The following is a 13,693-nucleotide window of genomic DNA, read 5'->3' as shown; positions in this document are numbered from 1 at the left end:
CGCTGCCAACCATGCACCTCCGTAGAGGGCTGGTCGCGCACGCAGTTGATCAAACAGAGCCCCGCGCCCCTGGTGGTTGCCCGGCCGGACAGGACTACGCGTGGGCCGTGGCCTGACGGTGGTCCGGGTCGTGCATCTCGCCGACCAGTTCCTCCAGGACGTCCTCCAGGGCCACCATGCCCAGCTGGCGCCCGTCCTGGTCCACCACGGCGGCCAGGTGCGAGGCGGCCCTGCGCATCGCGCCGAGGGCGTCGTCCAGCGGCAGGCTGCCCCGCAGCACGGTGACGGGCCGCCAGAGCCGGGGCGGGAGGACTGCGTCCGGGGCGTCGACCTCCAGGATGTCCTTGACGTGCAGGTAGCCGAGGACGGAGCCCTCGTCGTCCACCACCGGGAAGCGCGAGAAGCCGGTGCGGACGGCCAGCTGTTCGACCTCCCGGGCGGTCACCGAGGTGCCGACGGTGACCAGCTGCTCGGGCGGCAGCAGGACCTCGGTCACCGGCCGGTGGCCGAGTTCGAGCGCGTCCTCCAGCCGCTCCTGGCGGCCTTCGTCCAGCAGACCGGCGTCGCGTGAGTCGGCCAGCAGGTGGAGCAGCTGCTCGGTGGTGAAGACCGACTCGACCTCGTCCCTGGCGTGGACCTTGAAGAGCCGCAGCACGGCGTTGGCGAAGGCGTTCAGGAAGCGGATCGCCGGGCTGAGCCAGCGGGCCAGCCGGTCCAGCGGCGGGCCGAGCCAGAGCGCGGCCTTCTCGGGGCCGGCCAGCGCGATGTTCTTCGGGACCATCTCGCCGACCACCATGTGCAGGAACACCACCAGGGCAAGCGCCAGCCCGTAGCCGATCGGGTGGATCAGCGAGTCGGGGATGCCGGCCGCCTGGGCCGGGCCCTCGATCAGGTGCGCGATGGTCGGCTCGGCGAGCGCACCGAGGGCCAGCGAGCAGACGGTGATGCCCAGTTGGGCGGCGGCCAGCATCGCGGAGACGTTGGAGAGCGCGTGCAGCACCGTCCGGGCGCGCTTGTTTCCGGCCTCGGCGAGCGGTTCGATCTGGCTGCGGCGCACCGAGATCACCGCGAACTCCGCGCCGACGAAGAAGCCGTTGCCCAGCAGGAGCAGCAGCGCGGCGCCCAGTTGGAGCACGATCATCGGGTCCCCTCCTCCTCGTGCGCCGCGTGGTCACGGCCCTCACGGACGCGCTGGACCAGCACCCGGCTGGTGCGGTGGCGTTCGACGCCCAGCACGGTGAACCGCCAGCCCGGCAGTTCGGCGTGCTCGCCCGGCGCGGGGAGCTTGCCCAGCAGGTCGGCCAGCAGGCCGCCCAGCGTCTCGTACGGGCCGTCGGGGGCGTGCAGGCCGATGGCCTCCAGCTGGTCGATCCGGGCCCGGCCGTCGGCCTCCCAGACCGGGAGCCCGTCGATCGGCGGGAGCGGGCGCAACTCGGGGATGTCGGCGGGGTCGTGCTCGTCCTGCACCTCGCCGACGATCTCCTCGACGATGTCCTCGATGGTGACCACGCCGGCCGTGCCGCCGTACTCGTCCACCACGATGGCCATCGGCTGCTGCCGGCGCAGCCGGTCCAGCAGCCGCTCGGCGGGCAGGGACTCGGGCACCAGCAGCGGGGACGAGGCCAGGGCGGCGACCCGGGTCGTGACCCGGTGGTCGGCGGGGACGGCGAGCGCGTCCTTGAGGGTGACGATGCCGACGACCTCGTCCAGGCTGTGGCCGTACACCGGGAAGCGGGAGAGGCCGGTGGCCCGGGTGAGGTTGAGGACGTCTGCGGCACTGGCGTCTCGCTGCAGGGCGGCAACGTCGACGCGCGGGGTCATCACGCTCTCGGCGGTGAGCTCGCCGAGGCTGAGCGTCTTGACGAAGAGGGTCGCCGACTGCTCGTCTATGGCACCTTCCTTGGCGGAGTGCCGGGCGAGCGAGACCAGTTCGGCGGGCGTGCGGGCGTGGCCGAGCTCCTCCTGGGGCTCGATGCCCAGAGCCCGCACCATCCGGTCGGCGGAGCCGTTCAGGAAGGTGATCAGCGGTCGGCAGGCGCGCGAGAAGGCCCGCTGCGGGCCCACCACGGCGTACGCCACCTGGAGCGGCCGGGAGATCGCCCAGTTCTTCGGGACGAGCTCGCCGATCACCATCTGCAGCACGGTGGCCAGCAGCATGCCGACCACCACGGCCGTGCCGGTGGCGGCGGCCTCGCGCAGGCCGATGCCGACGAACAGCGGGCCGAGCAGGACGGACAGGGCGGGCTCGGCGAGCATGCCGACCACCAGGGAGGTGACGGTGATGCCGAGCTGGGCGCCGGAGAGCTGGAAGGAGAGCTTGCGCAGGGCGCTCGCGATGTTGGCCGCCTTGCGGTCACCGGCCGCGGCGGCGCGTTCGACAGCTCCGCGGTCCACGGTCACCAGGGCGAACTCGGCGGCCACGAAGAGGCCGTTGGCGAGGATGAGCAGGAAGGCCGCGATCAGCAGCAGAACGGCGGTGATCACAGTGCCGCCTGCCTTCCGGGGCTCGGAAGTGAGGCGGCACGGGTACTACCGGACGGATCGTCCATCGAGGGGAGGTGTCACTCCTCAGGTTGTGAGTCTGCAGATGCGGGGCTTTGCCCCGGCTTTACCAGCGTATCCGATGGCCGTACGAGATTCGGCCATGGGTTCGTACGTGTCAGCGCCGGGCCGTGCTGCGCTGCTCGACCAGGTCGCGCAGCGCGCGGGCCGCGCGGATCGCCTGCTCGTGGCCGCCGGCGGGCTGGATGCCGACGGCGGCCAGGGCGGTGCCGTCGGCGAGGTCGAGGGTGACCCAGGGGTCACCCTGACGGAAGTTCACCCGGACGATCTCCGCCCAGGCCAGCCGGCGGCTGCGGACGAAGTTGACCACCGTGACACCCTCGTCGTCCGCGGACACCCGGGGCCGTACCAGCATCAGGCCGACCCCGGCGAAGAGCAGACCGCTGACGACCAGGGCGGCCCGGTCGTTGAGGTGCCAGTTCGGGGGCAGCGCGAAGGCGATCACGGTGAACATGGTCACCAGCAGCACACAGAGCGGCAGCAGCACGACCCTGTTGCGCCGCGGCGCCCAGGTGACGGGGAGCTCGACGGAGGTGGACACGGTGGACTACCTCAGAGCCGGCAGGCGTGGATGTTCGTGACCAGGATGGCCCGGGCGCCGATGCCCCAGAGGTCGTCCATGATCCGCTGGGCCTCCTTGCGGAGCACCATCGAGCGGACGGCCACCCAGCCCTCGGTGTGCAGCGGGGAGACGGTCGGCGACTCCAGCCCCGGCGTCAGCGCGACGGCCGCGCTGACGTTCTCGGCCCGGATGTCGTAGTCCATCAGCACGTACCGCCGGGCCACCAGCACACCCTGCAGACGGCGCAGGAACTGGTCGACGCCCGCGTCCTCGCCCGCGCCCTTGGGGCGGATGACGACCGCGTCGGAGATCAGGATCGGCTCGCCGAAGATCTCCAGGCCGGCGTTGCGCAGGCTGGTGCCGGTCTCCACGACGTCCGCGATCACGTCGGCGACGCCGAGCTGGACGGCCGTCTCGACCGCCCCGTCCAGCTTGGTCACCGTCGCCTTGACGCCCTGCTCGGCCAGGTGCTGCTCGACCAGGCCGGTGTACGAGGTGGCGATCCGCAGGCCCTCCAGGCCCTGGACGTCCTTGACCTCGAAGCCGACCGGGCGGGCGAAGCGGAAGGTCGAGCCGCCGAAGCCGAGGGCGAGCACCTCCTCGGCGTTGGACGCCGAGTCCAGCAGCAGGTCGCGGCCGGTGATGCCGATGTCCAGGCGGCCGGAGCCGACGTACACGGCGATGTCGCGCGGGCGGAGGAAGAAGAACTCGACCTGGTTCTCCGGGTCGACCAGCACCAGTTCCTTGGGGTCCTTGCGCTGGCGGTAGCCGGCCTCATGGAGCATCTCCGCCGCGGGACCCGAGAGCGAACCCTTGTTGGGGACGGCGATGCGCAGCATGAGAGGTGAGTTCCTTACCTGTGGGTGGTGGAGTGTGCGGTTCGGACGGATCAGAGGTGCTTGTAGACGTCTTCGAGCGTCAGCCCACGAGCGATCATCATCACCTGAAGGTGGTAGAGGAGCTGGGAGATCTCCTCGGCCGTCTCCGCGTCCGACTGGTACTCGGCGGCCATCCAGACCTCGGCGGCCTCCTCGACGACCTTCTTGCCGATCGCATGAACGCCCTGCTGGACGAGCTGCGCGGTACGGGAGGACGAGGGGTCGCCGGTGGCGGCCTTCTGCTGGAGCTCGGTGAAGAGCTCCTCGAATGTCTTCGAAGCCATGATGGGCTCACCTTACGGCTTGCAGGCTGACGGACGGTAAACAGTCCCGGACCGTGGACAGTCCGCTGGACGCCGTTACCGCCAGGGCTCCGAGACCGACCGCAGCGTGGCGGCGGTCGCGACGGCCGCGGTGACAGCCTCGTGGCCCTTGTCCTCGGCCGAGTCGGGAAGGCCCGCGCGGTCCAGCGCCTGCTGCTCGTTGTCGCAGGTCAGCACACCGAAGCCGACCGGCACGCCGGTGGCGACGCTGACCTGGGTGAGGCCGAGGGCGGCCGCCTCGCACACGTAGTCGAAGTGCGGGGTGCCGCCCCGGATGACCACGCCGAGCGCCACCACGGCGTCGTAGCCGCGCTCGGCGAGCTGCTTCGCGGCGACCGGGAGCTCGAAGGTGCCGGGGACGCGGATGACCGTCGGCTCCTCGATGCCCAGCTCCTTGAGCGCCCGGTGGGCGCCGTCCAGCAGGCCGTTCATGACCTGCTCGTGCCACTGCGCGGCGATCACCGCGACCCGCAGGTCGGCGCAGTTCTTGATGGTCAGCTCGGGGGCTCCGTGGCCGCTCACGTGCGTGGTCCTCTCGGTGGTACGGGGGGTTGTGTCAGGAGTTGGTGTCGAGCCAGGGCAGCTCGTGGCCCATCCGGTCGCGCTTGGTGCGCAGGTAGGCGGCGTTGTGCTCGCCGGGCTCGACGGCGACCGGCCGGCGGCCCTTGACCTTGAGGCCGTGCTCGGTGAGCGCGGCCGTCTTGTCCGGGTTGTTGGTCAGCAGGGTCAGCGAGCGCACGCCGAGGTCGGCGAGCATCTGGGCGCCGATGCTGTAGTCCCGGGCGTCGGCGGGCAGGCCGAGATCCAGGTTGGCGTCGACGGTGTCCCGGCCCTGCTCCTGCAGCTCGTACGCGCGCAGCTTGTGGGAGAGGCCGATGCCCCGGCCCTCGTGCCCGCGCAGGTAGAGGACGACGCCTCGGCCCGCCTCGGCGACCTGCTCCAGCGAGGCCTGCAGCTGCGGGCCGCAGTCGCAGCGCAGCGAGCCGAAGACGTCGCCGGTGAGGCACTCGGAGTGCAGCCGGACCAGCACGTCCTCGCCGTCGGGCAGCCGGCCGTCGGCGTCCAGGCCGCCGGCCACCAGGGCGATGTGCTCCACGCCGTCCAGGGTGCCCCGGTAGCCGACGGCGGTGAAGTCGCCGTGGGCGGTCGGCAGCTTGGTGACCGCGGAGCGGTCGACGTGCAGCTCGGTGCGGCGGCGGTAGGCGATCAGGTCCTCGATCGAGATGATCGCCAGGCCGTGCTCGCGGGCGAAGGCGACCAGCTCGGGGAGGCGGGCCATCGTCCCGTCGTCGTTGACCACCTCGGCGATGGCACCGGCCGGGGCCAGCCCGGCGAGGCGGGCCAGGTCGACGGCGGCCTCGGTGTGGCCGGGGCGCACCAGCACGCCGCCCTCGACGGCGCGCAGCGGGAAGACGTGGCCCGGCCGGGTGAGGTCGGCGGGCTCGGTCGCCTCGGTGGCGAGCAGCTTGACGGTCCGGGCGCGGTCGGCGGCCGAGATGCCGGTGTCGACGCCCTCGCGGGCGTCCACCGAGACGGCGTAGGCGGTGCCCTTGCGGTCCTCGTTGACCTGCGTCATCGGGGGCAGCTTGAGCCGGTCCAGCTCGTCCCCGGTCATCGGGACGCAGATCACGCCGGAGGTGTAGCGGATGGTGAAGGCCATCAGCTCGGGGGTGGCTGCCGAGGCGGCGAAGACGATGTCGCCCTCGTTCTCGCGGTCCTCGTCGTCCACCACGATCACCGGGCGGCCGAGGGCGATGTCGGTGACGGCGCGCTCGACCGGGTCGAGGGCGAGGGCGTCGAAGGCGGGCTGCGTGCTCATGCGGAGGCTCCCTGCAGGACGTTGGCGGGCGCGATAGGGGCGGTGCGGGTGCGCAGCCACCAGGCGCGCAGGCCGAGCAGGACCAGGACGAAGTAGATGCTGTAGGTCAGGCCGGAGAAGGCGTAACCGCTGTTGAAGGCGAGCGGGACACCGACGATGTCGACGGCGACCCAGGCGAACCAGAACTCGATCCAGCCACGGGCCTGGGCGTACATCGCGGCCAGCGTGCCGACGAAGATGTAGGCATCGGCCCACGGGCTCCAGGACAGCTCCGGGACGGCCAGGAAGAGCCCGGCCACGGCGGCCGTGCCGAGCGCCGTCGCACCCGCGAGGACGGCGCGCTGGCGCCAGGTCGCGAAGCGGACCTCGATCTCGCCGCTGTCACGGCGTCCGCGCTGCCACTGGGTCCAGCCCCAGCTCGCGGCGGCGATCACGATGAGCTGCTTGCCGATCAGTCCGGGCACATGGCCGGAGAGGTAGGCGGCGATCAGGACGACGCCGGAGAGCAGCTGGACGGGCCAGCTGAGCACCGCGCGGCGCCAACCGAGGGCCAGGGCGCCCAGACCGAGCAGGTTGCCGATCATGTCGGCCCACTTCACCTGCTCGCCGAAGGCGGTGAAGGCTATGCCGCTGAGCCAGCTCATGAGGCGTCCTTCGCGAGCGTGGCGGGCAGGGTGCGGGTGTCGAGCAGCCGCTCGACGTACTTCGCGAGGACGTCGACCTCGAGGTTGACCGGGTCGCCGATGCCCTTGGTGCCCAGGGTGGTCAGGGCGAGGGTGGCGGGGATGAGGCTGACGGTGAAGCTGTCGATGGCGGCCTCGACCACGGTGAGGCTGACGCCGTCGACGGTGATGGAGCCCTTCTCGACCAGGTACCGGGTGATGCTCTGCGGCAGCGAGAAGCGCAGCACCTCCCAGCGCGGCAGCCCCTCGGAGTCGAGGTCGCCGGGCTCGCGGCTCAGCAGGCTGCCGGTCGCGTCGACGTGGCCCTGGACGAGGTGTCCGCCGAGCCGGGCGCCGAGCGCCATGGCCCGCTCCAGGTTGACCCGGGAGCCGGGCTTCAGGGCGCCCAGGCTGGAGCGCTGCAAGGTTTCTGCCATCACGTCGGCGCTGAACTCGCCGGTCTCGGCGGCCAGTTGCTCAGGGGTGTCGACCACGGTCAGGCAGACGCCGTTGACCGCGATGGAGTCGCCGTGGCGGGCACCGGAACAGACCACGGGGCCGCGCAGACGAATACGCGAGGATTCGCCGATCTCCTCGATGGAGATGACCTCGCCGAGCTCTTCGATGATGCCGGTGAACACCCGGGTTCTCCTCGCGCTTGGGGCGCGGACTCCGGGGCGGCATGGGAGATGACGCGGACAGCTCGACGTACCGAAGGCTCCGCCCCGTCGCCGACACTCCGTCGCCGAAGGGAGTTCTCCCGCACACCTTCCACGGCTCACGGGAGCCGTGGCACTACCTGTCCGCCCGCGCACGCCTCCCATCCGGACTTTAACCGTCGGTCCAGGAATTTCACCTGGTCAACCGGCCGCTGGCTGCGGACGGGTCGCGGACTGTAACCGCCGGTTCGGATTTTCACCGACCCCGGAGTGCGCTGAACGTCACTGCTACTGCCGTCATTCTGCCATGATCCGCCGCGAACCCGGGAGGGGCTTTCCCTGTGTCCTGATTCACTCTGTCAGGTCGGCCGCGCCGGGAATACCGCCGGGGTCGGCGGGCGACCGGGCACGGCCACCGGCACGGGGTGCAACTGGGCTGCGTGGGGCGGGAACTGACCGTTCGCATCCGGATGGTGGGCGGTGGCGTACGGCCGCCACCACCTCGGCGACCTCCTCGGGGTTGCCGAGCCTGCCGAGCGGGTACGCCGCCAGGTTGCGGGCCCGGTCGGCCTCGCCCCGCCGGCGATGAGCATGGCGGTCGACGGCCAACGAGACCGGGCCCGACCATATGGCTCAGCCCGCACGGTCCCTCGCGCAGCACCGCCGGGTCGGTGCCGTCGCCCAGCAGCGGTGTGCTCTCAGGCGCGCAGCAGCTCCACGTCGCGGGCGTGCGCCTGCTGCCGGGCCTGGTCCCAGTCACCCGTGCAGTACACCGAGAGCTCGCTGATGACCCCGTCCTCCACGTCGGCCCGCATCAACTCCCGGCAGTACCAGCTCTGCCCGCCCTGCTCCCAGCGCTCCTCGACCTCCAGCACGAAACCGGTCGGCGTCGGGTCCAGTCGGCGGCGCGGCACCCTGCCGGGCGAGGGGTGGCCCTCGTGACGCAGGGCCACCAGACCGCCGACCCCGGCGGCCTGCCGCCGCCAGAGCGGCACGGTCAGGTCGGTGAAGACCTCCGGAGCGAACAGGCCCTCCGGCGGCGTTCCGGTCTCCAGGAACTCGACCAGCCTGTCGGCCAGCTCCTTGGCCTGTGCGGCGTTCATGAGGTCACCTCCGCCATGTTCCGGCCGACGACGGCCATCGTGCGGCCCAGCGCCTCGGTGGGGCTGAACTCGACCAGCTCGGTGCCGGCGAAGATCAGCGGCAGATGGCCGGGGGCGCCGTAGTAGGCGTCGCCCGCGCGGAAGACCTCGTCGTGATCGGCGTAGCGGAACACCACCTTGCCGGTCACCACCATCCCCCAGTGCGGGCACTGGCAGCGGTCGCCGGGCAGGCCCCGGAAGAGCGGGGCGGGGTCGGTGTCCGCCTTGTGCGTCTCGAAGCCGACGGTGTAGCCGTCGAGTTCGGTGTACCGGCCCTCGATCACCGGCTCGTCCAGGACGAGCGGCGCCTCGGCCTTCGATGTGCGTGGCATGGTGGCCTCCTCGGTCTCCTACGGAGCCTCCTGCGGTCCCCGTTCACAGGAGGAGGCGTGAGATCGGGCCGCACGATGTGCCGGCCGGGCTCACAGCTGCCAGCGCGGCGGTGTCTCCGGCTGGTACACGCAGAGCGTGCCGGTCCTGACCGAGCCGCTCAGGTGGCGGCCCAGCTCGGGATGGGCCCGTCCGATCCGGCCGACGGCGGCCTTGATCCGGGCCGTGACCGCCGTACGGGCCCGCTCCGCCGCCGAGCCCGTACGCCGCACCCGGCCGCCCAGGCCGTACGCGGCGGAGAGCTGGCCGACCAGGGCGTCGCGCTCCACCGCGATCCGCGCGGAGCGCTCGGAGTCTCCCGCGGCGTCAGCCTCCTCGGCCTCCTGTTCCAGCTCCTGGAGCCGTCGGCGGTAGGCCGTCCGCGCGGTGGCGTCGAGCAACTCGCCGGTGTCCCCCGGCCGATGAAGCCCCTCGGCCTCCGTGGTCGACCGCCCGGTCGGCCCGGCCGGCTCGGTCACCAGGTCGAGAGCGGGGACGGGGATGCCCGGGCGGGCCAGCAGGGTGGCGAGGTCGTGCAGGCCCTTGCTGTCCGGCAGGCGCACCTCGCGGCCCGCGAATCTCAGCTGCCAGAGCTCGCCGTCGAGGCGGAAGACGCCGTCCTCCGGCGGGCCCGGCGCAGCCCCGGCCCCAGGCCCGACCTGGCCGAGCTGCCCGAGCAGGCGCGCTGCCCCGGTGGAGCGGGCCGCCGCAAGCGCCGCCTCGGCGTGCTCACGGGCGGCGGCCGAGTCGCCGAGGGCGGCGGCCAGCAGTGCCAGCCAGCGCTGGACGGGACCGCGCACCGCGGCACCGATGCCCTCCACGACGAAGAGCTGCGCATGAGGTGACAGCAAGTCATACAGCTGCTGCGCCAAGGGATGTGGTCCGATCAGACCGATCGTGTCGGCGGCCTGTGCCAGCATCGGCAGCCACTCGCTGTCGCGTGGCGCGCCGGCCAGGCTCGGGGCGACCGCCGACAGCCGCTGCGCTGCCTCCTCGGCCCGGCCGAACTGCGCCGCCAGCAGGGCGAGGGTGACGCGTGGCCACACTCCCGGAATCCGGTCGAGCGGCGGCCGGTCGGCCAACAGCCTCTCGATACCCGGCAGATCCCCCGACTCGGCCAGCAGGCACCAGCGTTGGGTCCCCACCAGGATGGCGGCGTTGCCACTGCCGGCCTGCTCGCCGAGCGACTCCGCCTCGTCGAGTGCCGCCCTGCAGTCCTCGAACCGGCCCTCCATCAGGGCCCGCGCGCCCCGCCAGAGCGGCACGTACCACTCGTACAGCGGCCGGTGGAGCGGGCGGGCCGCCGCCTCGTAGGCGAGCGCCTCCGCGTCGGCACCCGCGATGTCGCCGGTCTCCAGCAGGGCGACCAGGCGCAGCCGCCTGCCGAGCAGTTCGAGGGTCGGCTCGCCCGCCTGCCGGGCCAGGGCGACCGACTCCCCCGCCCACCCGAGCCGGTCCCGGCAGTGGTCCGGCCCCGAGCGGACGTCGCAGAGCGCCGAGAGGGCGTACGCCAGGGTGGCTGGGTCACGCGCCGACCTGGCCGTGCGCACCGCCTCCTCGGCGAGGGCGAGGCGCCGCTGCTCGGGCTCGATCAGGGCCGTCGCCACCGAGAGGCGGGCCGTGACCGCCGCGCGGAGCGCTGTGCGGCCCGCGGTCTCTGCCCCACCCGGGCCCTTGCCCTCTCGGAGCCCGGCTCTCGCCTCCTCCAGCAGGTCGGTCTGCTCCCGGTCGACGAGGTCCACCTCGAAGCCGGTCGGCCCGGCCCCGAGTCCGAGCGCCGCCGAGGCCAGCAGGTCCGGGCGGCCCGCCGTACGCGCCAGACCGGCGGCGCGCAGGAACTCGGCGCGCGCCGCCTGCCGCCGGCCCGCGCCCAGCCGCGCCGTACCGAGCGCGATCAGCTCCTCCACCAGCGCCTCGCCGCTGCTGCCAGGGAGGCTGCGCTCGTACCACTGCGCGGCGTCCTCGTACGCGAGCAGCTCCGCCGCCCGGTCCCCCGCCTGCCGCGCGTACCGCGCCGCGGCCTCCGCCCGCTCCGGGCCGGCGAGCAGCAGGTGGTGGGCGACCTCGGCCGGCCCGACGTCCCGTCCACGCCGGGCCAGCTCGGCGAGCACCTCGCCGGAACGGCGGTGCAGGGCCACCTGCTCCGCCGGCCGGAGCTCCGCGTACACGGCCTCGCGCAGCAGGTCGTGCCGGAACGCACCCGAGCCCGGCTCGACCGGAGCGAGCAGGCCCGCCGCCGCAGCGTCGGCGAGCACGGCGCGCAGGTCGTCGAGCGGCACCCCGGCGGCCTCGGCCAGGACATCGAGGCGAAAGCGCGTACCCAGCACGGAGGCGGCGGCCAGCACCCGCGCACCCTCCGGCGCGAGCTCCGCCACGCGCGCCGCCACGGCAGCCCGTACCGTCGTCGGCAGCCCGCTCCCGGCCCGCAGCAGCTCCGTGACGAAGAAGGGCTCGCCCCCGGTGTGCTCGGCCAGTTCCCGCACCGCCTGCGGCGAGGCATCGGTGCCGGTCGCCGCCGTGAGCAGCGCGGCGATGTCCCGCTCCGGCAGCGGGCCCAGCGGCAGGCTGTGGGCCCTGCGGACCAGGGCGGCCCGAGCCTGCGGACGGCCCCGCCACGCCGCCTCGTCGTCCCGCGCGGTGACCAGCAGCAGGACCCGGGCCGTCCGGACGGTCGAGGCCAGCTCCTGGAGCAGGTGCAGCGAGGAGGGGTCGGCGTCGTGGACGTCGTCCAGCACCAGCAGCAGCGGCGCCCGCTCGGCGCTCAGCCGGACGAGCTCCGCCACGTCCCCGGCCAGCCGCAGCCGCGCCGTCTCCGGGTCCGCGGCCCTGAGCACACCGGCCACCTGCCCGGCCACCAGCGCGCGGAGCGGCGGGGAGCCCTGGGCGAGCCGCCCGCACCGGACGTCGTCCGCCACCAGCTCGCGCAGCAGACCCGCCCACGGCCGGAACGAGCTGCCCGCCGACTCCGGCGGGCACCAGGACCACAGCACCCGGAATCCCTCGGCCCGCGCGGCCGCCTCCTCCGCCGTGCGGGTCTTCCCCGCACCGGCCGCGCCGGTGAGCGCGACCAGGCCGCCGCGGCCCGCTCTGGCGCTCTCCAGCGCTGCGGCGATCTCGGCCAGCACATCACCACGCCCGACGAACGGACAGGCCGCCATCCTCGGTCCCCTCTCGCCACCTCCGAGCGTAGGGCCGGCCGGGGCCCGCCGTCCGGAGGCGCCGAGGCCGCCGAAAGCCGTCCGAAGCCGTCCTACGCCGGAAACCCCTTCCCGCCAAGATCGACAGTCCGCTAGATTGCCGGTACGTGACCACACCGACGCCGGCCACCGGCCGCCTCTTCGACGCCCTGCAGTCCACCGCCGTACGTGAGGTGGCCGCACTCCGTGAGATCTACGAGCACCCCGGTGAGCACGCCCGGCGCAAGCAGGTGGACCACATCCACGAAGTCGCCCGCGGACTGATCGGCTGCTCCTCGCTCGTCTTCATGGCCAGCGCCGGAGCCGACGGCCGCTGCGACGTGACGCCCCGCGGCGGACCGGCCGGCTTCGTCTCCGTCCTCGACGAGCACACCCTGGCCATCCCCGACGCGACCGGCAACAAGCGCCTCGACAGCCTGCACAACATCGTGGAGACCGGGCAGGTCGGCCTGCTCTTCGTGATACCCGGGCGCGACTCCACCCTGCGGGTCAACGGCCGGGCCTGCATCTCCACCGACCCCCGCCTGCTGGAGCAGCTGACCGCCGTCGGCAAGCCGCCGCGCAGCGCGGTCATCGTCGGCGTCGAGGAGGTGTACGGCCACTGCCCCAAGGCCTTCCTGCGCGGCTCCGCCTGGAAGCCCGAGCAGTGGCTCGCCCCCGACGCCGCCCCCAGCTCGGCCGAGGTCACCCTCTCCCACCTCGGCGACCCCGCCCTGACGGTCGAGCTCATCGAGCAGGCCGAGCGTGAGGCTCTGCTCTACCGGTACGAATAGGCGAGGCCCGCGGCTCTCAAGGATTTCGGGGTGCGTCCGGCGGGTTACCGGCGTTTCGCATCGCCACGGTGAGGCCCGGGGCGGGTGCCTCCCCGGACGGCACCATTTTTCCGGTGAGGTAACCCGCGTGGCTGATCCCGAGCAAGGTCACGAAGGTCGCCGAGAGATCGGGAAGCGATGTGACGGCAGCGGGATCCGCGGAATGTCGTAGCTGCGAGACGGCGGTTCCGATATAGCCGACGAGTAATACCACGGTCACCAGGAAATTCTGGAACTTCGCCACGTCAATCAGTCGGTCGGCCAAAGGCCCCTCCTCGACGAGGAAGACCTGAGACAGCCGTGGCGGGTCCTTGAGGCGCCAGCTGCTGGCCGCGACCACGTCGGAACGCCGCACATTCGCATTGTTCTTGATGACCGTCGACGTCACCGTGGAGCCGATGGCGATGCCGAGAACACCCAGCACCTGGGCCGGCAGCGTGAAGTCGAGTGCGTCTGTCACGCCGTCCACGAGCCGACCGATGGCGATCCCGGCAACGAGGGGAAGCACGACGAGGGTCCAGAGGACGATCTGCAGATGCGTCAGGCTGTAGCGACCGCGGCCGTCGATCAGGATCCCCAGCAGGCCGCGCCCGATCTTCACACCGAGGGCGACCGCCAGGAGTATGGCGAGGACGGCCGAGATGATCCACGCCCAGTACACAGGAGCCATCGGGGATTCGCCCCTTTCGGATGACGGGGCCGCAGCTC

14 protein-coding genes and 1 riboswitch are annotated in these 13,693 nt (G+C 72.7%); of the genes, 1 reads left to right on the top strand and 13 read right to left on the bottom strand.

Annotated elements, in window-relative coordinates; all coding sequences use genetic code 11:
• Positions 1-94: 94 nt before the first annotated feature.
• The 12 genes from FB465_RS31075 to FB465_RS31015 all read right to left on the bottom strand — a co-directional run bounded on the left by FB465_RS31075 (position 95) and on the right by FB465_RS31015 (position 12,134).
• Positions 95-1,141 (bottom strand): hemolysin family protein, encoded by a 1,047-nt coding sequence (locus FB465_RS31075; protein WP_145795912.1) that lies wholly within the window; start codon positions 1,139-1,141, stop codon positions 95-97.
• On the bottom strand, positions 1,138-2,484 hold the full coding sequence (locus FB465_RS31070) for a hemolysin family protein (protein WP_145795910.1): 1,347 nt from the start codon (positions 2,482-2,484) through the stop codon (positions 1,138-1,140). The genes FB465_RS31075 and FB465_RS31070 overlap by 4 nt, the downstream gene beginning before the upstream one ends.
• Before the next feature lie 175 nt (positions 2,485-2,659).
• On the bottom strand, positions 2,660-3,103 hold the full coding sequence (locus FB465_RS31065; RefSeq protein WP_246192955.1) for a PH domain-containing protein: 444 nt from the start codon (positions 3,101-3,103) through the stop codon (positions 2,660-2,662).
• 11 nt (positions 3,104-3,114) lie between these two features.
• Positions 3,115-3,963, bottom strand: coding sequence for an ATP phosphoribosyltransferase (hisG, locus tag FB465_RS31060; RefSeq protein WP_145795909.1), 849 nt, complete (start codon positions 3,961-3,963; stop codon positions 3,115-3,117).
• Positions 3,964-4,013: 50 nt separating this feature from the next.
• On the bottom strand, positions 4,014-4,286 hold the full coding sequence (locus tag FB465_RS31055) for a phosphoribosyl-ATP diphosphatase (RefSeq protein WP_145795907.1): 273 nt from the start codon (positions 4,284-4,286) through the stop codon (positions 4,014-4,016).
• 75 nt (positions 4,287-4,361) lie between these two features.
• Positions 4,362-4,847, bottom strand: a complete 486-nt coding sequence (gene ribH / locus FB465_RS31050) for a 6,7-dimethyl-8-ribityllumazine synthase (RefSeq protein WP_145795905.1) — start codon at positions 4,845-4,847, stop codon at positions 4,362-4,364.
• Between the two features lie 34 nt (positions 4,848-4,881).
• Positions 4,882-6,144, bottom strand: coding sequence for a bifunctional 3,4-dihydroxy-2-butanone-4-phosphate synthase/GTP cyclohydrolase II (locus tag FB465_RS31045; protein ID WP_145795903.1), 1,263 nt, complete (start codon positions 6,142-6,144; stop codon positions 4,882-4,884).
• Positions 6,141-6,788 (bottom strand): nicotinamide mononucleotide transporter family protein, encoded by a 648-nt coding sequence (locus tag FB465_RS31040; RefSeq protein ID WP_145795902.1) that lies wholly within the window; start codon positions 6,786-6,788, stop codon positions 6,141-6,143. Before FB465_RS31040 ends, FB465_RS31045 begins: the two co-directional genes overlap by 4 nt.
• Positions 6,785-7,447 (bottom strand): riboflavin synthase, encoded by a 663-nt coding sequence (locus FB465_RS31035; protein WP_145795900.1) that lies wholly within the window; start codon positions 7,445-7,447, stop codon positions 6,785-6,787. Before FB465_RS31035 ends, FB465_RS31040 begins: the two co-directional genes overlap by 4 nt.
• Positions 7,448-7,614: 167 nt before the next feature.
• Positions 7,615-7,742, bottom strand: a riboswitch (FMN riboswitch).
• Positions 7,743-8,163: 421 nt separating this feature from the next.
• Positions 8,164-8,568 carry a hypothetical protein gene (locus FB465_RS31025; RefSeq protein ID WP_145795898.1) on the bottom strand — a complete coding sequence of 135 codons (405 nt, stop codon included), beginning with the start codon at positions 8,566-8,568 and terminating at the stop codon, positions 8,164-8,166.
• Positions 8,565-8,939: a cupin domain-containing protein gene (locus tag FB465_RS37175; RefSeq protein WP_145795896.1), complete on the bottom strand. Its 375-nt coding sequence runs from the start codon at positions 8,937-8,939 to the stop codon at positions 8,565-8,567. The genes FB465_RS31025 and FB465_RS37175 overlap by 4 nt, the downstream gene beginning before the upstream one ends.
• Positions 8,940-9,029: 90 nt before the next feature.
• The gene (locus FB465_RS31015) at positions 9,030-12,134 is read right to left on the bottom strand and encodes an ATP-binding protein (protein ID WP_145795895.1); all 3,105 of its coding nucleotides are present in this window, start codon (positions 12,132-12,134) and stop codon (positions 9,030-9,032) included.
• Between the two features lie 146 nt (positions 12,135-12,280).
• On the opposite strand from FB465_RS31015, the gene FB465_RS31010 reads away from it, so the two are divergent.
• Complete coding sequence (locus tag FB465_RS31010; protein ID WP_145795893.1) at positions 12,281-12,946, top strand: MSMEG_1061 family FMN-dependent PPOX-type flavoprotein; 666 nt, start codon at positions 12,281-12,283, stop codon at positions 12,944-12,946.
• 16 nt (positions 12,947-12,962) lie between these two features.
• Here the strand turns inward: FB465_RS31010 and FB465_RS31005 are convergent, their stop codons facing one another.
• Positions 12,963-13,655, bottom strand: coding sequence for a hypothetical protein (locus tag FB465_RS31005; protein ID WP_145795891.1), 693 nt, complete (start codon positions 13,653-13,655; stop codon positions 12,963-12,965).
• Between the last annotated feature and the right edge of the window lie 38 nt (positions 13,656-13,693).

Source organism: Kitasatospora atroaurantiaca, from assembly GCF_007828955.1.
GTDB classification, from domain to species: domain Bacteria; phylum Actinomycetota; class Actinomycetes; order Streptomycetales; family Streptomycetaceae; genus Kitasatospora; species Kitasatospora atroaurantiaca.
This window is presented reverse-complemented; position numbering and strand designations above follow the sequence as displayed.

Coding starts and splice junctions, on each gene's coding strand:
- FB465_RS31015 (WP_145795895.1), bottom strand. CDS start 12,134: ATGGCGGCCTGTCCGTTCGTCGGGCGTGGTGATGTGCTGGCCGAGATC.
- FB465_RS31075 (WP_145795912.1), bottom strand. CDS start 1,141: ATGATCGTGCTCCAACTGGGCGCCGCGCTGCTGCTCCTGCTGGGCAAC.
- FB465_RS31045 (WP_145795903.1), bottom strand. CDS start 6,144: ATGAGCACGCAGCCCGCCTTCGACGCCCTCGCCCTCGACCCGGTCGAG.
- FB465_RS31040 (WP_145795902.1), bottom strand. CDS start 6,788: ATGAGCTGGCTCAGCGGCATAGCCTTCACCGCCTTCGGCGAGCAGGTG.
- hisG (WP_145795909.1), bottom strand. CDS start 3,963: ATGCTGCGCATCGCCGTCCCCAACAAGGGTTCGCTCTCGGGTCCCGCG.
- FB465_RS37175 (WP_145795896.1), bottom strand. CDS start 8,939: ATGCCACGCACATCGAAGGCCGAGGCGCCGCTCGTCCTGGACGAGCCG.
- FB465_RS31005 (WP_145795891.1), bottom strand. CDS start 13,655: ATGGCTCCTGTGTACTGGGCGTGGATCATCTCGGCCGTCCTCGCCATA.
- FB465_RS31025 (WP_145795898.1), bottom strand. CDS start 8,568: ATGAACGCCGCACAGGCCAAGGAGCTGGCCGACAGGCTGGTCGAGTTC.
- FB465_RS31055 (WP_145795907.1), bottom strand. CDS start 4,286: ATGGCTTCGAAGACATTCGAGGAGCTCTTCACCGAGCTCCAGCAGAAG.